Here is an 18,138-nt window from a genome sequence, read left to right as displayed (position 1 = left end):
GGAACACGCTGTCGGTGGGGAATCGTGGGCGGCGTACGCATGGGGCGAGTTCTCCGACTGTGTATCTGCCGTTGGCGAAGCAGATTCGGGCTGACCTGTTGAGGGTGCCTGAGTTGGATTATTTGGCGGATTCGTCGTTCACGGATCTGTTGTTCGCGTTCTCGGTGGCGGAGGCGCGGGAGCGGGTGTTTGTGGAGTGGATGGATGGTCTGTCGATTGAGGAGGCGGCTTCGGATGCGCGCGGGACACCCCATCTGGAGACGGCTCGTGAGCTGATGGTGCGTTCGTCGCGGCTGGCGGCGCGTCTGGGTTTGGCGCCGGACGTTCCGGAGGATGTGCGGGAGCAGATTCGGGATGCTCGCACGCGGGTTGCGTTGAAGCGTGAGCGGAAGGCGCAGAAGAAGGCTGAGGCTGACGCCCTGGTGGATGCGTTTCGACGCGCGCGCGTCGTGCATAGGCCTACGGATCAGCCGGATAGTGCGGCAGGCGGCTGGTTATGACGCGTCACGGGATGGTTTCGACGTATTCCTGGCCGTTTCTGGAAGCGTCCCGCCAAGCGACGACGAGGTTGACGGACGGTGGCGAGTTCAAAAACCCGCCGAAGTTGAAGAACAGCGATTCGTTCTTGGCTACGTCGCGGGCGATGGTGTTGAAGCCGACTCGTTCGATTGCGTCTGGTTTCGCGTTGAGGGTGAAGAAGTCGACGTTCTCGCCGGTTGCGTTTGTGATCTTCCATCGCGTGTCGTCAACGCGTTCGATGCGCCACGGTGGTGCGGCGGATCTGCGGATCATGTCGAGTTGCTCCTCCGCCGCAGTTGCAAGGCGGCGCTGTGCTGCTGCGCTATCCACGGCACTGTCGGCTGACCGTTTTGCAGCGTCCAACGCTTCCTGCTCGTGCTTCGCGGCATCGTCGCGTGCGACTCGTGCCTCGTCGCGTGCCCGGCGCGCTTCTACGACTTGGAAGATTGCCACAAGGGCTGCGATAGCAGCGACTACCAAGATGCTGAGGTTGATCCAGTTCGACGCATCCATGGCTGAATCGTACTGGAGGCGTTGTGCTTGAGCGAGACGCGCAGGCGCACGCCAAACAGCGCAACATCTCGGAGCTGCTGCACGGTGAAGTCGCTCACGGTGTATGGCGATCGCTGATGCGCGACTGGACTGTTCGGATGAAGCAGAACGGCGTTCCGATGCCGTGGTACGCCCAGCAGGTTTTGGAGGCGCTGGCCCAAGAAGCGAACGTGCCACTTCCGTCCGCTATCGGACGCCCTGTTGTCACAGTGGAGGTAACGAATTGGGTATCCGTTCGTGAGGCAGCCGAAACGGTTAAGCGTTCTGAACGTCAAATCACGCGGCTTGCCAATGAGGGGAAGGTCCGTGCCCGGCGTGTGAATGAGCGGTCGTGGCTGATCGATTTGGACAGTTTGAGGAGCGTAATGGAGCGGCGTAATGGTTAAGGCTGATGAGATGGATCAGGCGCCCGACCTGGATGCGGAGGCCGCAAAGATCGTGGCTGACGCGGAGGCGGCAGCGAGGGAGGCCGAGGGACTTCTCGATGAGCTTGAGCGGCGTGTGGAGAGTGGCGACGCGGGCGTTACGCGCGACGAGGTAGAAGCCGCCGAGAAGAACCGCAATTGGCTTCAGAAGCTCATTGTTGGTGCGAAGACACGTGCTGAGGATCTGCGGGAGCAGAACCGCCTCGCCAAGCTCACGAATTTGAGGGACCGAGTTCTGGCGGAGGCCCCTGCGGACGGTGCTGGCCTTCTGGCGCAACTGCAAGCTCTGCGGGCCGCGTCATTGGAGGTCGTGAAGCTGGCCGATAAGGCATCGGCGGACACCCGCGGTTGGGTTTCGGAGGCGCTTGCGCTGGATGTTCCCGACAAGGGTGTAATCTCTCCCGCTCACGCAGGTTTGGGCGTTTCGGCGGCGGGGGACGTCCTGGTCGATGACGTGGTTGTGCGGCCGGTTGACGCCAAGAGCCTGTTTCGGCTGTTGTTCTTCGAGGTGCAGAACGGGTTCCTCCCGACTCCTGACGAGTCCAGCGTGCTCGCCGCGTTTGATATCGCTCGGGATATGGGGAAGGCGACCAAATGATGTCTGACGAACAGATTGATGAGATTCTCACCCGGCTGGAGGGCGCGCTAGATGACTAGTCAGCGGGACGCATCCTGGGTGGCTACGGCCACCCCGGATCAGATCTCAGAGGCGCTCGCCCGCGGCGAGCTGGTGACCTACATGGGCGGCAAGACGGACGCCGAGACTGCGCAGGAATCCCGAGTGAAGGACACCCCGGATCGTCTCTACGCGGAAGCGTACGGGTTCAGTTCCTACACGCAGATGGAGAATGCCGGCAACGCGTACGGTTCCACGGTCTTCGAGAAGATCAGGCGGCAGATGTCGCCGGAACAGTTGACGAAGCTGGACTGGCTAGATACGGCGACGCCTCAGGAAGCCTATGCGGCTGAGCAGGCGGGCGAGCTTGATCAACTTCTTGGGCGCGGCCGACACCAGGGCGCAAATCGGGCGGACGGAATCAATCGTGACGTGCGGGGGCCTTCGCTGTCAGATGGGCCAGACTCTCACGTTGTCATCGCTGACTCGGCGCGAAACCGGATGGGGGCCGACGTATGAGGGAACACACTGTGGGCGAAGCGCTTGACCTGTTGGCACCGGTGATCGCTGCCGCTGAGTCACTGGACCTGGCCGCGATCCGGCTTCGACGGGTCGAGCAGACTGCCGCTCAGGTCGCGGGCCAATCGGTCACGGATCTTATGGCTAAGCTCCCGCCAGCTCGACCGCTGCGAGCGACCTTACGCAAGGTCTGAGCGTGTCGATTGAGTACGAATACGACCTGCATTTCGATGAGCTGGCAGCAAAGCTTCAGGCCACGATCGTGCCGGCCGCGATGAAAGCAATGGAGACGGTGGTGCGCCCCGAGGTGGCACGGCAGACACCCGTTGAGACGGGAAACCTTGTCGGGTCGGAGGAAGTGCGCCCCACCGAAAGTGGGGCGGAGATGTTCATCCCCGGACCGTATTCGCGTCGCCAACACTACGAGCTGACCTACCACCACAACACGGGCAACGCTCTGTTCCTTGAGTTGCCGATGATGCAGCAGGCCGATGCTGCACTCGCGGTGGTCGCCCAGGAGATCGACGCCGCCTTCTAATTGCCCCCTTACTGACAGATCAAACTTCACCGCCTTCGGGCGGTTTCTTGTTTAAAGGAGAAACCCAATGGCTTTTGCCGACTACGCCGAATTTCTGGAACCGCTCGTACTTCCGATCCGTGGGAAGAAGTACACGATCCCGCCGATCTCCCTCGAGGCGGGGTTGACGATGAGCACGATCGCGGAGGGCGGGAAGTCGAACCTCACCGACGACGAGTTCAACCGTCTGGTGCTCGGGGCGACGTACGAAGAAATGCGCGCAGATGCGGTCAGTGAAGACGCCATCCTCCGGGCTGTGCTGACTGCCTGGGCAGAGTACAAAAGCGGGCGAGTCGCCGCGGAGCTGATCTGGAAGACCGGTGGCGACCCAAAAGCGCTTCAGGCACAAGTGGAGTTGCTGACGAACCGGGCCACAAAGCGGAAGGCATCGAAGCCGTCGCCCAGTACGGGCGCGGCGAATACGACGAAGCGACCGGCCTCTACGAGTGGTACGAGGAAGTCCCCCAAGAAGTAATCCGGCCAGCCGGTGAACCGGTCGCGCTCGACCGCATCTTGGAGCAGTGGCGGTACGTCGAATCAGATTTCCACTCCGAGTACGGCGTCGACCTCGCTGCCCCTGAGATCCGTGCAGGGCGCACGTGGCGCTGGTTCCTCATCCGGGTGAGCGGACTTCTGTCCGCAGACACCCGGCTTGCGCGTGCCCTGCTTCCCCCACCCGATACGACAACCCAGCCTGAACCCGAAAGCGAACACCCGTGAGCGAAGGACCCACCACAGCCGGCAGCATCGTCGGCAAGCTCAAGCTCGATTCGTCCGACTGGATGGAGAAGCTTGCCGCTGCGGAGGCTGCGGCCCGCAAGCTCGGTTCGGCCGATCCGAACGTCAAGGTTGATGTTGATTCGGCAACCGCGATGGCGAAGCTTGCCGCTGTTGAGGAGCAGGTGAAGCGGCTTGCAGAGCAGAACGACAAGCTGCGGGCCTCGCAGACGGCAGTCAACAACACGAACGGCAACGGTGTGCAGCGGTGGCAGCTGATCGCCGCTGCTATTGCCGCCCTGATCCCTTTGTTGGCTCCTCTGGCCGCATATGTGGTCGGTGTTGGTGGGGCTTTGGCCGGTATGGGGGCGGCTGGCGCTCTTGCGATCTACGGCATCGTTCGCGCGATCAAGGACGGCACGGTTGTGGGTGCGCAGTACCAGCGCGGCCTTGACCAGCTCAAGGGGACGCTGGATCGGCTGGGCAGTACAGCCGCCGTGCGGATGCTGGGTGCGTTCCACGAGGCTGTGTCGACCATCAACATGGCGCTGCCCCAGTTGAACAACCAGATTGGGGTGTTCTCCGGATACGCCGGCCGCATCGGCAACACGGTCCTACAGGGCGTGATCAACGCGTTGCAGGTGCTGAATCCGCTGTTCGTGCAGGGCGCCGGATATGTGGCGCAACTCGCTTCCGGGTTCGAGGCGTGGACGGCTAACGGTGGGCTTGAGAAGTTCACCGCGTACGCCATGCAGGTGTTCCCTCAGGTGGCCGACACGCTCGGTTCTCTGGCCTCTCTGGGCATGCATGTTGCGGAGGCGTTCTCCACATGGGGTGGGCCCATGCTGGGCGCCCTGAAGGGTGTTGCAGACGCCCTGAACGCGATCCCCGCAGGTATTCTCCCGGCGCTCACTGTTGGGGCTGTGGGCGTTGTGCTGGCGTTCAAGGGGTGGAGTGCGATCAGGGGCTCCATCGATGGCGTCACCGGTTCGTTGAACATGACGCAGGGTGCAGGCAAAGCTGCGTTCGCAACCCTGTTGCAGGGCATCGCTGCGGTGGATGCGTCCATCCTGTCGATGACTGCGAGCATCACGAGCGGGATCAAGCAGTGGCAGGGCCTCACCCAGTCGCAGGACAAGTGGTCGGCGTCGGTGCGGGCGGGGAAGATCAACACTGCCGATCTGGGGAAGACGTTGCAGGCGACCGGTGGGTTCTGGAACGACTTCATGAACAACATTGACATCGCCGGGACGGCGGTGCGCCCGTTCTACGACAACGTGAAGGCCCTCGATCAGGCGATTGCGTCGGCTACTCCTGCGGATGCGGCGGTGGCGTACAAGCAGTTGCAGCAGCAGATGAAGGCGGCAGGCAAAACGTCTGAGGACATGGCCACCATGTTCCCAGCCGCAACAGCGGCGATTCACGCGCAGCAGGAAGCTTCGAAAGAGGCAGCCAATGCGGCGAAGGACAACGCGTCTGGTCTGGATGCGTCGGCTGATTCTGCGAAGAAGACGCAGGACGCCATGACGAAGCTCAACGAAACGTTGAAGGGCTTGGGTTCAGCGCAACTGGACGCGTCTTCTTCGAACATCGCGTTTCAGCAGTCGATCGCGGACGCTACAGCGGCGGTGAAGCAGAACGGCGCCACCCTCGACCTGAACTCGCAGCAGGGCCGCGACAATCAGAAGGCTTTGGACGGCATTGCGTCGTCGGCTATCCAGATGGTGGCCGCAGCCCAACAGGCAGGCGTTGGTACGGGGGATCTGACACAGAAGATGGGTGCTGCCCGTCAGTCGTTCATTGATGCGGCCGTACAGATGGGTGTGAACGCTGAGCAGGCGGGGAAGATGGCTGACCAGTACGGCCTGGTCCCGAGCAACGTCAGCACGGCGTTCACGACGTCAGGGGCTGCTGCTGCGGCGGCCACGGCCGCATCTTTGCAGGCGGCCTACAACGCGTTGCAGGGCGTCTACACGATCCGGGTGAACACGATCGTTCAGCGCTCCCAGCTTCCGGACCTGAATGGTGCTGACTCGGGCACCGGCCGCATGGGGACGTACCGGGATGGTGGCACGATTCACGCTGCCACCGGTCTGACTGTTCCTGGAGGTGGGTCACCTCACGTTGACTCGGTGCGGGCGCTCCTGGCTCCGACTGAGGAAGTCATTTCCAACCGGATGGGGCAGGCGTCGAACAACCGCGGCCTGTTGAAGCTCGTCAATTCGGGCGCGAACGCGAACCAGATTGCTGACTACGCGGGCGCGCGAGCCGGTCGCGGGGTGGCCCCGAGCGTCACGAACGTCACTCACAACCACACGTGGAACGTCACCGCCAACGATCCAACCGAACTCACACAGAAGGTCGCGCTGCGACTCGTCTCGAGAAAGGCTTAGAACATGCCGAACGGTCCAGGGAATCTCTCTTGGTCGATGCCGCCGCGGGAGGATGATCTCGTGCGCGCTCAGACAGACCTTGAGCGCGCACAGCGTGAGGCGAACGCCGCGCAGACGCTAACTGCGGCCCAGTTCGGCAAGGGCGGCATCCTCGTCAACGGCGGCGGCTCGATCACGATTCAAGATGGCGGCTCGCTGAGCGTTCTGGGCTCCGGATCCATCAACGTCCCGTCTGGTGGCTTGAACTCGGCGGGATCGATCTCCGCGGCCACGACCATCACGGCCGGAGGAAACCTGACGTCGACCGGAGGGGGTGTCAATGTTGCCGGTCAGGTGTCGGGTTCGTCGCTGTCCATTGGTGGCAGCGGCACCTTGTCGGGTGGATTGAGTGCTGGCGGTAACGTCTCCGCCAACGGTCAGGTCATTTCGGCGGGTGTCATCAACAGCCCCGGCACGCGAGCAAATACCGTGACCGTTGGGTATCAGTCTTTGTGGGCGGACTCGGCCGGCAACTTCGGTGCCAACACGTCCTCACGACGCTACAAGCAGGACATCACCCCTGTGGAGACGGACGCGGCCGGGTTCCTGGGGCTAACCACCTACAAGTTTCGGTACAAGGCCAACGTGGAAGCGCTCGGCGACGAGGCGCCGTGGGATTACGGCCTGATCGCTGAGGAGGTCGTCCAGGTTGCCCCATGGGCGTGCTTCTACGAGGACGACGGGGTGACCGTCAAGGGCATCAACTATGACCGCCTCGTGGTCGCGTTGCTCAACGTCGCACAGAGCCACGAAAGCCGGATTGCTGCGCTCGAGGCCAAGGCTTGAACGGTGTCACGGCAAAGACCTATCGCGATCTCGGACATCTATCGATGTCGACGCTTGCATCGCTTCGAGGGGTCGTCACGTGATTCCTAGTCTTCTCCAACGCGCATGGGATATGGTGTTGGCCAAGAGGGGAGCAGGTGTTATGGCGATCATCAATAGCCCGCGACGTAAGTCGATGCCGCACGACCAGCGCCGCGTGCGCGGCATAATTCGGCTGCGCGATATTTCGACATACGAACAGTATTCGCGCGTGATCGACCGCACGCTCGCCAACGATGATCTCTTCAGGCGAATTAAAGAGCAGACTGCCACTCCGCGTTCTAACGCATAGTGAGCGCATGGCTGGACGCCGAGCGTAACCACAGGCGAATTCTGGCAGCGTTCGAGTGTGTTCCGAAAGCTGCAAAGAAGCGACTTGGCATGGGAAGCGTTTTAGTCCCGGACGACCCTCAACCGTGGGGAACAAAGGTTCAGAAACTTGTCCGAGGCATGCGCACGCCGCTCCGAGATGGATCAATAGTTAGGCTGCGAGTCTCTGCGGACGGCGAGCGAGTAGACGCCGTTATGGTGATGAAAGCCCACGTTCGTAGCAGGGATGCGCGTTTTGATCTGGCAATCGCTGCGCGCCACGTGGGTGCCTGGGGCCTAGGAATGGGCGGCAGCATCCTTGACTGCTTTGACGCTGAGTGTCGAGGGGTTTTGCGTAAAGCCGGGTTAGCCGAGGGAGGGGCCGTGACGGTCGTGCACCGGCTGAACACCCCTATGCAAGTCCTGCTTCGTTCAAGAGGATGGTCCTATCTTGGTCCGGTCGAGAACGATCTCGAGTACGCGTATTGGGCAATCACGATCACGGCTTGAACGGCGTCTCGCATTCGGTATGGTTCGGGTCGGGCAGCGTGATGTGGAAGCAGATTTCGGGTAGGCATGACGTGTCGTTTCCGCCGTCACCACTGTTGGCCTGACTTCCGGCGGGGCACTTGATCGGCCCACTCGGCACCGGGTCATCTGCGGTTGACTGCTGCGACGCGGTCTGCCTTTGCGTTGCCTGCTGGGCGGCTTCCTGTGCGGCCTGTTGGGCTGCGGCTTCTGCTGCCGCCTGAGCGGCTGCTTGCGCTGCGGCTTCTTCCGCCGCCCTGGCTGCGGCTTGCTCCGCCGCAACCCGGGCGGCCTCTGCTGCCGCAGCAACCGCAACAACATGCTTCACCTGGCCCGCCTGAACGGTGGCGTCATTCAGTGCAGCATCGTCGGAGGCGGCAGCGGTCAGCACAGCACCATCCGTTTTTACCTGTGTCATGAGCTGCTGGTGGGCTGCTGTTGCAGCCTGCGCGTTCGCGACGACCGCGAACGCACCTGCACCGAGTCCCACGATGAGGACTGCGGCGATGCTCCCACCGAGGATGCGTGCTCGGACGCTGGTGGGGCGTTCCTCCTGAGTGTTGCTCATGACCGGTAGATTAATTGCTGGCTGTGAGCATTAAAAGCTCAGGGGCGTTATTAATACTGTGGATGTGGGCAGGGGGATGGAATGGACCGCGACGATCAGGGCAGCAGGGACTACTGGGGCAGATTGGAGAAGCGGCTGCCAACCGCCGAAGAGGCGGTTGTTCGTGAAGCAGAGGAACTTCTGACGCCCGACATGGAATCGCCCGTCACTGTGGCTCGCCTCTTCATGCTCGGGCTAGAGGATGTCGACGAGAACGCAGTGGCTCTGGGGCAATTGGTAGCGCCGCAGACTCGGTCCGCCTGGGGAGATTTCACGGACGCGAAAGCTTACCTCGACGCGATACCAGATCCTGGAATCAGCACGACGCCGATTCTCCCCGCTGGCTATCCGGATGTCGCCTACGTGAAGATCTTCAACAACGTCGGGTCAGGGTTCATAGTCGAGCAGGAGCAGATGGTGATTATCCCGGCTGTGGTCACGCTCTGCCGCAGCAACGACGGCACCGGATGGTACGTGTATCGAATGGGCGACCAGCCCGCTCCGGATACAGTGGAGCCAATGTCCTAGCCGGCGGGGTGCGGGTTGGGTGGGCCGTTCCAGTACCCCTTCGGTGTCCCGCTCTCGTACAGCACCAGCTTGTCGGCCCGCTCGAGAGAATCGCACACCGCCATCAGGCGCCGCTCCGCCGGGTCCAAATCCCACCGGATTAGCAGGTATTGGTCTTTGCCGCCCTTGTCCGTATACCGCCGTATGACGGCCTTCGGGACTACTTTGTCGTCACGCATCACCAACCAGGTATCCCGGTCGTATCGGATTGGGCGAGGACGCGTCACGAGAACATTAGAACATACGTTCGAATTGCACGCTCGCTTAGCTGCCTGCTTCCAGAAGGGTCTCGAGTTCATGCCGAGATCCGGAGAGGCGCAAGCCATCATCGGCCTGAATCTCGGCATGAGTATCGTCGGTAGGTACTAGGACTTCGCTCGTGACGTTAGCCCAGCCGAAGTCGTTGCTATCGTCATCCAGTCGCCAAGTACCGACGTCGCGCGACAACAGGAGTGATTCGTTAGGGAACTTCCCTCTTTCTACAAAGTCATTCATGGGCGTGAGGCTAACTGCTCCCGCTCGGGTTGGCCAACGTCTCACGCGGAGCCGGCTTCGGGAGCGGGACGGCGTACTCCTTGCCGTCCAGGCGTCGAGCTGCATCATGGTTTGTGCCAGGTGTTCAGAACTGAACAAGCGTTGCGGGATACGCTCTCGACTATGGCCAGCGTCAATCAACGCCTCAGTCCCAACGGCACCGAAACATGGCGCGTCCAAGCAAGAGACCTGACAGGACGAATGCGCGGCACAACATTCCCCACACGCGACGAAGCCGCCCAGTATGCGGCATCCGTCGAAGAGGACGGTTGGGATGCCGCATACGCCTCATTGGCGGGTGCGCCTTCAGTAAGCTCACGCTTCGGCACAATGACACTCAAGCAGCTCGAACAGGCCATCATCACCGCAGACCCTCACGGATGGCATCGAGTCGACCCCCGCGAAAACCGGGCCATCCTCGAAACGAACATCGCAATCGCACTCGAATGGACATCCGACCCTAACGCCATCCGAAACCCCGACGACGACGCCTACGCCTGCTATAACGGCCTGACACGCCACCTGGATAGCGTCCACGTCCTCTATAACGGTTCGCCCGTGATCAAAGAAGCGTTGCTCACAGTCGAGTTCAAAACACGCACCAAACGAGGCGGAACACTCTTCGTCCCACTAGCCCACGAGAACCGACGTCGATGGTTCACAGACCCTGTCGCATACGCACTCGCACACACCGTCAACATCCTGCTCTGGCGACAAGGCTACGAAACCTACATGGACACATCCGGGGTACAAGCACTCGATGACTAGGCCTCGCCTGTGCACGTTCCTGTGTGCACAATCTCGACTAAGCCGGCCAAAACTAGCCGACTCGCGGCTCGGCGAAACCGGTCTAGTCGGCGTGAATCCCGCGGTTTAACTTGAACCAGCCGACTGGGGCCGAGTGCCGCCGACTTGGGTGTCTTTCCTGGGGGTCAAGGGGTCGCAGGTTCAAATCCTGTCAGCCCGACGTCACGACAAAAACGGAGAGGGCCGGTTCGCACTGCGAACCGGCCCTCTCCGTTTTTGTCGTGACTCGCTGGTGACTTCCCGGGTCCCCGCCGCGAGGGGCCCCAGGCGCCGGAGAACGCGAAGCGTGAGCCGGCGTTTGGGGTAGCGGTGGGGTGCAGCCCGTGGCGACATACGTTGTAGCCGGAGCGCGAAGCTGTTCGGCGAGTCGACCACGAATGCTCTTCAAGCAGTAGACGCGACGCTAACGCATCGACGTTGTGCGAGCGCGACTAGCTGCAACCAACCGACGTGTCCGCAGAAAGCCCGAGATTGACTCGTATGCGTTGAGCCGCGGCGCCGGCATTGTCCGCCGGGAAGACGACTGCGTTGACAGCATCAAGAGATTGGGCGCGAGACACCTGGTCGAAGAGTGAGATGGATTGGTAGTCAGAGTCCACCAGTGTCTTTATGTCTGCAGCCACCGTGTCGGGCCAGATCTTCATGGGATCCGTGAATTGTTTGACCTGTGTCTGGAACGCATCTCGCGCGGCAGCTGCGGTGGCTTGAATCGACGCAAGGTCTTGTGCGACATATGCGTTGGCGTTCGCCTGCGAGGCCGCGTTTGCCGGACAAACGATGGACAGGTAATACGTTCCCGCCTCCTCCACCGGCATCTGCGTAGGGGTAGGGGTAGGCGTGGGACTCTGGGTTTTCGCGGCGCTCGGCGTTGCCGGGCCGGCAGAATTTGTGGTAGCCGAGCATCCCGCAAGCACTAGCACCGCAGCCGCCATCAAAACCAACTGGTGAGGTTTCTTCATTCCGGGAGCGTACCGAAGAGTATGCGTCGACGGTCCCCCCAGTGCGGGGCTCAGTGATAAATCGCCCGCCTGTGCGGGCAAGCCGCGACAATCACTCGCACGTGACCGATCGCGCATGATTCACAGACGTCACGCTGCTGGATCGAGACTCGAACGCACCAATGGAGGCTGGTTTCGCGACAGTGGAAGAGAGGATGCCTCGGACAAAGACTGCGCGACGCGGGCGCCTAACGCTGTGCAATATGCTCGAACCATGCAGAGCCTGGGGGACCGATTCGCACTTCCCACGCTCGGGGTGCTGAGCGTTCTTCCGCACTCGACCACGGGTGGTGGCTCGGGCGCCTTCCTTGCGCTGCTTTCGGACAGTCAGCCGTACTTCGTGAAGCCGCGGAACAACCCACAGGGTGACCACACGCTTGTTGCGGAAGTTGTGGCATTCGGTTTGGGGCAATCAATCGGCGCACCGGTTTGCGAAGGCGTCCTGGTTGAGATCCCTAGCTCGATGAACTTTGAGTACGTGCCTGGACGTCGCCCGAGCCCTGGAATCGGATGGGGTTCGCGAGTGATCGAAAGTGCCCTTGTTTCAGATACGTGGAGCGAGTTCAGGTCCAAAGACAGTAACCGTAAGCGCCAGGCGTCCCTAGTTGCACTCTGGGATCTATGCATGGGTGGAGATCCGCAGTGGTTACACGCGGTCTCAAGTGAATATTCGATCTGGTCGTTCGACCACGGGCTCTGGTTGGCGAATGAGGGTTCCTGGAACTTGGCACAATTGCGAGCCTCTGTAAATCGTGGTTGGGATGACCTCGACCCGCGCGGACTTGATGCGCAGGAGCTGCGTTCCGTCGCTAGTCGGCTAGACGCGCTGCCGAGGGAACAGTTCCAGGCTGTTTGTCATGCGGTGCCCCTAGAGTGGGGCGTTACGGCAGACGAATTGTCCGAGTTGGCCAACATTCTCTATCTCCGATCGCAGGGCGTAGTCGCGAGGCTGATGACCGCTGCAACTCAAGCGGATAACACCGGGAGGTGACTGATGGACTACTTGTATTGGGTGGTGCGTTACGTGCCGAACTTGGTGCGCGGCGAGTTTGTCAACATCGGAGTGGTTTGCGGCCGGGACTCCGGCGACTGGGCCGTCCAGTTTGACACGCAGTTCGTGCGTGTGACCGGTGATTTGGGTCCTGACCTGCGAGAACTTCGGTCGTGGACGCGCTGGTTTGAAAGGCGAATCCAACCCGTTTCTCCGCGCCTTATCGAGAGCGAACGACCTGTGGACTCTGCGTGGATTGAGAGCCTGCGTGGTCGCCAGGCCTCATCAATTCAATTTTCGGTGCCTTCCGCTGTTGATGCTGCGACAGCAGCCGAGGCCATTCAGCTGCTTTTTCCCCATCTCGTTGAGCGCGAACCTATCCGTCGCCGGAGCGGCGTTACCCGACGCACCATGAGAGCAGACGTAAGAGACACGCTCCGGCATGAGTTCGGCATGGTCGTCGATCGAGATCTGTTTATGTCTCCCCGCGTTTCGATAGGCCGTCAACGGGGCCTATTTGACCTCGCTTCGACCCGGCAAGCCACATCGCTCACAAATGTTTGGGCCTTTAACGTTGCCACTCTCGACACATTGCAGCGCGACATCCAATCCTGGAACTTCATTGTTTCGAGGCTGCGCGATGAAGGTGCTCGGCTATCCCTTGGCCGGCGCGGTGAGTTCGAGGTGGGAAGAGACGTCTCGGTCCAGGCAATTATTGACCCGCCCGAGACTCCAATAGGACTTCGTGGCGATATCTACGGGGCGGCTCTTGAGGAGTGGGGTCGTTCCGGAATTGCCGTCGAAACGCTGCAAGATTTTCACACCACACCCGAGCTGGTGCTCTCTTAGCGGATGAAGGGCGAGTTGCCATTTCAGATGGCCGCTTTCCGCTCTGTCCTGGTCGGAACAAGAGCTTGACCCGCATTACATCCGTGTCACCACAAGTGTGCGCTTGCGGTGATGCGATCGCTGCGCCGTCGGTATTCCGACGGTCGCAGGAGTGCTCCCTGCCGGTCGAGGCTCTTAACTGGGTGGCGGGGTACCGTTCCCGGGCGAGTCCGATTCGGTCGCCGACGCATCCTCCTCCAGCACCACCCGAAGCCGCCGCGCCGGATCGAACGTCTCCGGAATCCCCTCCAGCGCAGCAAGCCCCGCCGCCGCCCCGTCCAGCCGCGCCGTCACCGCCGCGAGCGACACGCGCGCGCCGAGCGTGGGCGACACCTCCACCAGCGCCGCCGTCAGCGCCCGGATCGCCACCCAGTCGGTCTCCGCCCCGAAGAAGCGCGCGACGTGGGCCGACTGAATCGCGGCTTCGAGCTGGAAGCGGCGGCCCGCCGACGGTGACGCGGAAGCCAGCTCGTGCGCCCGCGTCAGATACGCCTCACCCTCCGCGATGAGGCCTGCATCCCACAGCGCCGGATCCTGCGCGTCGAGCGGTACGAACGCCCCGTCGACCTCGCGAGCGGACGCACGCGACGACGACAGCGCGATAAGCGCTGCGAGCCCGAACGCCTCGGGTTCGTCGCCGAGCAGCGCCGCCAGCGTCACCGCCAGGTACAGCGCCTCACCCGCGAGCGACCTCTCGCTCGTGCTGTCCCAGTCGATCGCGAAGGCGCCGTAGATCGCCTCGAGCACGGCGGGCAGCCGGTCGGCCATCTGGTCGCGTGACGGGACGGTGAACGGAATCCCCGCATCCCGGATGCGGCGCTTGGCGCGCACGAGCCGCTGGGCCATTGCGGACGCGGGGACGGCGAAGGCGCGGGCGATCTGTGCCGCCTCCAGTCCGAGCACGGTCTGCAGCATGAGCGGGGTGCGGATGCTCACGTCGATCGCCGGATGCGCGCACACGAACAACAGCTCGAGGCGCTTGTCCGGGAGGGCGTCGAGGTCGGGGAACGCTGCGTCGATGTCGATCACGCCATCCCCTTCTTCCAGTGGTGCGGACGTGCGGTGGGCAGCCGACTTGAACACGTCGCGTTGGCGGTTGCGGGCGACGGTGAGGAGCCAGCCTTCGGGATTGTCGGGGATGCCCCGGCTGGGCCACGTGGTGAGCGCCTGCTCGAAGGCGTCGGCCAGGGCGTCCTCGGCGAGCGCGAGGTCGCGGGTCGGGGCCGCGAGGATCGCGACCAGCCGGCCATAGGATGCGCGGGCGGTGCGTTCCGCGACCGCCCGCGCATCCGCAGCGGTCACGGGGCGGAGACCCACGTGCCGTCGACGACGTACGTCGCGGTCGGGCGCACCTCCACGGGACCCCACGCGGCGGACGGGGCCTGCTTCGCCCACTCGAGCGCCGCATCCAGGTCGGGAACGTCGATGACGACCGTGCCGCCGAGCTGCTCCTTGGTGTCGGCGAACGGGCCGTCCTGGATCTGCGGGCCTGTCTCGGTCATGCGCAGCGTCGTCGTCGCGGACGACGGCTGCAGCACCTCGGCCGAACGGAGCACACCCGCGGCGTGCAGGTCTTTCGCGTACTTCGCGAACGCGGCCATGCCCTCCGCGAGGGCGGCCTCGTCGAGCTCGCCGCTCGCGGCCATTTCGGGGTAGTGCATCAGGATCGTGTAACGCATGGTGGTCGTGTCCTTCCGGATCGTTCGATGATGACACTGGGATGACGATCGGGCCAGACATGAATCGACACTCCGCCACGGACCAGCGTCGGACGCACCCGCCGGATGCTGCCGCGTCAGCCCCGCACCCGGGTCGAGCGCGCGATGATCAGGGAGGCGGGGATGTGGCCGGCGGCGAGCACGAGCGCTGCGGCGGCGATCCAGAGGTTGCTCAACCAGCCCGCGGTCGCAAGGAAGACGATGACCGGGAGGACCGCCATCGGGACCGGGATCACCCACCAGCGCCGGTAGAGCGTCGCTTGGTCGCGTCCGGTGAACACGTAGCGCGCCCAGAGCGCGTAGTAGCCGAGGAGTGCGATCACCGCCGGGGCTGACCACCAGCCGACTAGGGGTCCGGGTGCAGTGATCGCCGGGACGACCAGGCACAGTGCCTGGCCGGCGCGTTCGAGCCAGCTCAGCATCGTGGGGATGTGCGGCGCGGGAGACGTCGTCCGGGGCGGCAGCCACAGCAGCAGGAGGTTCGGTGCGAGCACCGCGAGCCCGACGACGAGCCCGATCGGTGAGAACCCCATGCGGTCCAACCTATCGGTCGCGCCGGATCTCCTCAGGATGCCCGACGGCGACCGCTCACTCCCGCGTCGGCGCCCCCAGCCCGTCCGCTGCCGCCACCATCGCGGCCTGCGCCGACTCCACCGTGATCAGGCTGTTTCCGGCGACGATGTGCAGCCCGTACGCATCCTCCAGTGCCACCAGGTTCATCGCCAGCGTCGCGACCTCCAGCCGCGGCACGAACACTCCCGCCGCCACTCCGCGCTCCAGAATCCCGGTGTACGTCGCCAGCTGGCGGAGGTACATCCGCTCGACCAGTTCGTCGTGCAGTTGTGACGTCCCGGCCAGCACGTCGAACTCGTAGAGCAGACGCATCAGCGCATCATCCGGGCCGCTCGGCAGCCCCTCCCGGATGGCCGCGGCCAGCTGCAGCTGCGGCGAAGCGATTGCCGCGACGACCGCATCCCGGTGATCGCAGAATCGCTCCAGGCCGGCGCGGTGCGCCTCCACGAGCAGGGCGTCGAGGTCTTCGTAGTAGTACAGGATCGCGCCGCGCGTGAGCCCGGCCTTTTCGGCCACATCCGCCAGCGAGAGCGAGCGGAGGCCGTGCTCGCCGACGGCGGTGAGCGCCGCCTCCACGAGGTCGGCGCGGCGTTCATCCTGCTTGCGGGGGCGGGCCATCAGTTGACACTAGCCGATCGGCGTGACACGCTTACGGAATTCTTTGACACTAGCGTCAAAGAATTGATCCAGTTCATCGCCGAGAGGGATTTCCGTGACCGACCTGCTCCTCACCAACGCGTCCGTCCGCACGTTCGACGACGCCCAGCCCTGGGCGCAGGCCGTCGGCATCACGGATGGACGCATCACCTACGTCGGCACGATGAGCGACGCCCCCGCCGCGCGCGAGACCCGCGACCTGGCCGGCGCCTCCCTCACGCCCGGCATCATCGACAGCCACAACCACCTGCTCCTCGGCTTCGACCAGGACGCCGTCAGCCTGGAGGGCGCCGACACCCTCGACGAGGTGCGCCGCCGCATCCGCGAGCTCGCCGATCGCCGCCCCGACCTCGACTGGATCTGCGCCGAGAACGCCGTCTACTCCATCGTCACCGGCCGCCGTCCGAACGCCGACGACCTCGCCGGACTCACCGACCGGCCCATCTTCGTCACCACCTACGACCAGCACTCGGTCTGGCTCGACGAGAAAGCCATGCGCGTGCTCGGGATCGCCGACGGCGGCGACATCCCGTGGGGGAGGCCCGAGCGTCGCGCCGACGGCAGCGCCACCGGCTGGGTCACCGACTTCTACACCAGCGCCATGACCACCGCGGGCCTCGCCGGGCTGCAGCGCGACATCCCGATGTACTCGCCCGAGCGCCGCTACCGCAAGCTCATCGGCAGCCTCGAGCTCGCGACCGCCAGCGGCATCACCACCGTGGTCGAGCCGCAGGTTCCGCTCGCCGAGATCGACCTGCTGTACCGCGCCCGGGCGGAGGGGCGGCTCAGCTCGCGCGTCATCACCGCCCTGTTCCACCCGATCGACGCCGACGCCGCCTTCCGCCGCGACCTGCGCGACGCCGTCGACTCCGCCCCGCTGGACGACCGCCTCCGGTTCGGCCCAGTCAAGCTCTACGCCGACGACGTCATCGAGCCGCACACCGCGTGGATGCTCGACGACTACGCCGACCAGCCCGGCCACCGCGGCCACCCGAGCGCCCCGGTGGGCGAGCTCACCCGCATCGTCACCGAGCTCGACCGGCTCGGCTTCCAGACCCACACGCACGCGACCGGCGACGGCGGCATCCGACTGGCGCTGGATGCGATCGAGCACGCCGCCCGCACCAACGGCACCGTCGACCGGCGTCACGGCATCGTCCACGTCGAGTGCCTGCACCCCGACGACCTCCTGCGCTTCGCCGCCCTCGGCATCACCGCCGCCATGCAGCCGCGGCACTGCTCGCCCGATCTCGTCGCCGGCACGTGGATGGAGAACGTCGGCGAGCAGCGCTGGGACCGCGCCTGGCGCATCCGCTCGCTCATGGCCTCCGGCGCCCACGTCGCGCTGTCGAGCGACTGGCAGGTGGGAGAGATGGACCCGCTCGTCGGCTTCTACTCCGCCCTCACCCGCGCCGGCCTCGACGGCCGCGACGCATGGACGCCCGGCGAGCGCACCACGCTCGACGACGCCCTCCGCGGATACACCCGCGAGGGAGCCTGGGCCTGGCATGACGAGGACCAGCTCGGCATCCTCCGCGTCGGGGCGAAGGCCGACCTCGTCGCCTGGTCGGACGACCTCTACACCCACGAGGCCGACCCGGCCGGCCTGCTCGACCAGCGGGCCGAACTGACCATCGTCGGCGGGGAGATCGTGCACGACGCCTCCACCGCCTCCGCCACCCCGTCCGTCTACGGCGGGCTCGCGCATTGCTCGGCCCACGCCGAGACCGCGCCGACGCACTGAGCGCGCCGACGCACTGAGCGCGCCGACGCGCCCAC

21 protein-coding genes are annotated in these 18,138 nt (G+C 63.9%); 14 read left to right on the top strand and 7 right to left on the bottom strand.

Annotation, left to right across the window (positions count from 1 at the left end; genetic code table 11):
- The first annotated feature begins 71 nt into the window (after window positions 1-71).
- Complete coding sequence (locus HNR14_RS02275; protein ID WP_179699626.1) at window positions 72-500, top strand: hypothetical protein; 429 nt, start codon at window positions 72-74, stop codon at window positions 498-500.
- 4 nt (window positions 501-504) lie between these two features.
- On the opposite strand, the gene HNR14_RS02270 is transcribed toward HNR14_RS02275, so the two are convergent.
- Window positions 505-1,032, bottom strand: a complete 528-nt coding sequence (locus HNR14_RS02270; protein WP_179699625.1) for a hypothetical protein — start codon at window positions 1,030-1,032, stop codon at window positions 505-507.
- A 23-nt stretch (window positions 1,033-1,055) separates the two neighbouring features.
- Here HNR14_RS02270 and HNR14_RS02265 point away from each other — a divergent pair, with 23 nt between their 5' ends.
- From HNR14_RS02265 to HNR14_RS02230, 8 genes are all read left to right on the top strand, one after another.
- On the top strand, window positions 1,056-1,457 hold the full coding sequence (locus HNR14_RS02265; RefSeq protein WP_179699624.1) for a helix-turn-helix domain-containing protein: 402 nt from the start codon (window positions 1,056-1,058) through the stop codon (window positions 1,455-1,457).
- 10 nt (window positions 1,458-1,467) lie between these two features.
- Window positions 1,468-2,094: a hypothetical protein gene (locus HNR14_RS02260; protein ID WP_179699623.1), complete on the top strand. Its 627-nt coding sequence runs from the start codon at window positions 1,468-1,470 to the stop codon at window positions 2,092-2,094.
- A 78-nt stretch (window positions 2,095-2,172) separates the two neighbouring features.
- Window positions 2,173-2,631: a hypothetical protein gene (locus HNR14_RS02255; protein WP_179699622.1), complete on the top strand. Its 459-nt coding sequence runs from the start codon at window positions 2,173-2,175 to the stop codon at window positions 2,629-2,631.
- Between the two features lie 196 nt (window positions 2,632-2,827).
- Window positions 2,828-3,169, top strand: coding sequence for a hypothetical protein (locus HNR14_RS02250; protein ID WP_179699621.1), 342 nt, complete (start codon window positions 2,828-2,830; stop codon window positions 3,167-3,169).
- Window positions 3,170-3,236: 67 nt separating this feature from the next.
- The gene (locus HNR14_RS02245) at window positions 3,237-3,683 is read left to right on the top strand and encodes a DUF7426 family protein (protein WP_179699620.1); all 447 of its coding nucleotides are present in this window, start codon (window positions 3,237-3,239) and stop codon (window positions 3,681-3,683) included.
- 241 nt (window positions 3,684-3,924) lie between these two features.
- Complete coding sequence (locus HNR14_RS02240) at window positions 3,925-6,318, top strand: hypothetical protein (RefSeq protein WP_179699619.1); 2,394 nt, start codon at window positions 3,925-3,927, stop codon at window positions 6,316-6,318.
- 3 nt (window positions 6,319-6,321) lie between these two features.
- Window positions 6,322-7,143, top strand: coding sequence for a tail fiber domain-containing protein (locus HNR14_RS02235; protein WP_179699618.1), 822 nt, complete (start codon window positions 6,322-6,324; stop codon window positions 7,141-7,143).
- 142 nt (window positions 7,144-7,285) lie between these two features.
- Window positions 7,286-7,474, top strand: a complete 189-nt coding sequence (locus HNR14_RS02230) for a hypothetical protein (RefSeq protein WP_179699617.1) — start codon at window positions 7,286-7,288, stop codon at window positions 7,472-7,474.
- Window positions 7,475-7,990: 516 nt separating this feature from the next.
- Here the strand turns inward: HNR14_RS02230 and HNR14_RS02225 are convergent.
- Window positions 7,991-8,587: a hypothetical protein gene (locus HNR14_RS02225; protein ID WP_179699616.1), complete on the bottom strand. Its 597-nt coding sequence runs from the start codon at window positions 8,585-8,587 to the stop codon at window positions 7,991-7,993.
- 81 nt (window positions 8,588-8,668) lie between these two features.
- Here HNR14_RS02225 and HNR14_RS02220 point away from each other — a divergent pair, with 81 nt between their 5' ends.
- Together HNR14_RS02220 and HNR14_RS02215 are read left to right on the top strand one after the other, a co-directional pair.
- Window positions 8,669-9,154: a hypothetical protein gene (locus tag HNR14_RS02220; protein WP_179699615.1), complete on the top strand. Its 486-nt coding sequence runs from the start codon at window positions 8,669-8,671 to the stop codon at window positions 9,152-9,154.
- Window positions 9,155-9,850: 696 nt separating this feature from the next.
- Window positions 9,851-10,495 (top strand): hypothetical protein, encoded by a 645-nt coding sequence (locus HNR14_RS02215; RefSeq protein WP_179699614.1) that lies wholly within the window; start codon window positions 9,851-9,853, stop codon window positions 10,493-10,495.
- A gap of 470 nt (window positions 10,496-10,965) precedes the next feature.
- Here the strand turns inward: HNR14_RS02215 and HNR14_RS02210 are convergent, their stop codons facing one another.
- Window positions 10,966-11,493 (bottom strand): hypothetical protein, encoded by a 528-nt coding sequence (locus HNR14_RS02210; RefSeq protein WP_179699613.1) that lies wholly within the window; start codon window positions 11,491-11,493, stop codon window positions 10,966-10,968.
- 253 nt (window positions 11,494-11,746) lie between these two features.
- Between HNR14_RS02210 and HNR14_RS20630 the strand changes: the two genes are divergently transcribed.
- Window positions 11,747-12,523, top strand: coding sequence for a hypothetical protein (locus HNR14_RS20630; RefSeq protein WP_218874958.1), 777 nt, complete (start codon window positions 11,747-11,749; stop codon window positions 12,521-12,523).
- Window positions 12,524-12,526: 3 nt separating this feature from the next.
- Window positions 12,527-13,372, top strand: a complete 846-nt coding sequence (locus HNR14_RS02205; RefSeq protein WP_179699612.1) for a DUF3037 domain-containing protein — start codon at window positions 12,527-12,529, stop codon at window positions 13,370-13,372.
- 174 nt (window positions 13,373-13,546) lie between these two features.
- On the opposite strand, the gene HNR14_RS02200 is transcribed toward HNR14_RS02205, so the two are convergent.
- The 4 genes from HNR14_RS02200 to HNR14_RS02190 all read right to left on the bottom strand — a co-directional run bounded on the left by HNR14_RS02200 (window position 13,547) and on the right by HNR14_RS02190 (window position 16,320).
- Window positions 13,547-14,713, bottom strand: coding sequence for an RNA polymerase sigma factor (locus tag HNR14_RS02200; RefSeq protein WP_343064396.1), 1,167 nt, complete (start codon window positions 14,711-14,713; stop codon window positions 13,547-13,549).
- On the bottom strand, window positions 14,710-15,090 hold the full coding sequence (locus HNR14_RS20625; protein WP_218874957.1) for a YciI family protein: 381 nt from the start codon (window positions 15,088-15,090) through the stop codon (window positions 14,710-14,712). Before HNR14_RS20625 ends, HNR14_RS02200 begins: the two co-directional genes overlap by 4 nt.
- A gap of 116 nt (window positions 15,091-15,206) precedes the next feature.
- Complete coding sequence (locus tag HNR14_RS02195) at window positions 15,207-15,662, bottom strand: hypothetical protein (protein ID WP_179699610.1); 456 nt, start codon at window positions 15,660-15,662, stop codon at window positions 15,207-15,209.
- A 55-nt stretch (window positions 15,663-15,717) separates the two neighbouring features.
- Entirely contained in the window at window positions 15,718-16,320 is a 603-nt protein-coding gene (locus tag HNR14_RS02190) for a TetR/AcrR family transcriptional regulator (RefSeq protein WP_179699609.1), read from the bottom strand.
- A 94-nt stretch (window positions 16,321-16,414) separates the two neighbouring features.
- On the opposite strand from HNR14_RS02190, the gene HNR14_RS02185 reads away from it, so the two are divergent.
- Window positions 16,415-18,103: an amidohydrolase family protein gene (locus tag HNR14_RS02185; protein ID WP_179699608.1), complete on the top strand. Its 1,689-nt coding sequence runs from the start codon at window positions 16,415-16,417 to the stop codon at window positions 18,101-18,103.
- Window positions 18,104-18,138 lie beyond the last annotated feature (35 nt).

It is taken from the genome of Leifsonia naganoensis (assembly GCF_013410615.1).
GTDB lineage: Bacteria > Actinomycetota > Actinomycetes > Actinomycetales > Microbacteriaceae > Leifsonia > Leifsonia aquatica.
Note: the sequence above shows the minus strand (reverse complement) of the source record. Positions and strands in the feature narration are given on the sequence as shown.

Coding starts and splice junctions, on each gene's coding strand:
- HNR14_RS02270 (WP_179699625.1), bottom strand. CDS start 1,032: ATGGATGCGTCGAACTGGATCAACCTCAGCATCTTGGTAGTCGCTGCT.
- HNR14_RS02260 (WP_179699623.1), top strand. CDS start 1,468: ATGGATCAGGCGCCCGACCTGGATGCGGAGGCCGCAAAGATCGTGGCT.
- HNR14_RS02245 (WP_179699620.1), top strand. CDS start 3,237: ATGGCTTTTGCCGACTACGCCGAATTTCTGGAACCGCTCGTACTTCCG.
- HNR14_RS02235 (WP_179699618.1), top strand. CDS start 6,322: ATGCCGAACGGTCCAGGGAATCTCTCTTGGTCGATGCCGCCGCGGGAG.
- HNR14_RS02230 (WP_179699617.1), top strand. CDS start 7,286: ATGGCGATCATCAATAGCCCGCGACGTAAGTCGATGCCGCACGACCAG.
- HNR14_RS02225 (WP_179699616.1), bottom strand. CDS start 8,587: ATGAGCAACACTCAGGAGGAACGCCCCACCAGCGTCCGAGCACGCATC.
- HNR14_RS02220 (WP_179699615.1), top strand. CDS start 8,669: ATGGACCGCGACGATCAGGGCAGCAGGGACTACTGGGGCAGATTGGAG.
- HNR14_RS02215 (WP_179699614.1), top strand. CDS start 9,851: ATGGCCAGCGTCAATCAACGCCTCAGTCCCAACGGCACCGAAACATGG.
- HNR14_RS02210 (WP_179699613.1), bottom strand. CDS start 11,493: ATGAAGAAACCTCACCAGTTGGTTTTGATGGCGGCTGCGGTGCTAGTG.
- HNR14_RS20630 (WP_218874958.1), top strand. CDS start 11,747: ATGCAGAGCCTGGGGGACCGATTCGCACTTCCCACGCTCGGGGTGCTG.
- HNR14_RS02205 (WP_179699612.1), top strand. CDS start 12,527: ATGGACTACTTGTATTGGGTGGTGCGTTACGTGCCGAACTTGGTGCGC.
- HNR14_RS20625 (WP_218874957.1), bottom strand. CDS start 15,090: ATGCGTTACACGATCCTGATGCACTACCCCGAAATGGCCGCGAGCGGC.
- HNR14_RS02195 (WP_179699610.1), bottom strand. CDS start 15,662: ATGGGGTTCTCACCGATCGGGCTCGTCGTCGGGCTCGCGGTGCTCGCA.
- HNR14_RS02190 (WP_179699609.1), bottom strand. CDS start 16,320: ATGGCCCGCCCCCGCAAGCAGGATGAACGCCGCGCCGACCTCGTGGAG.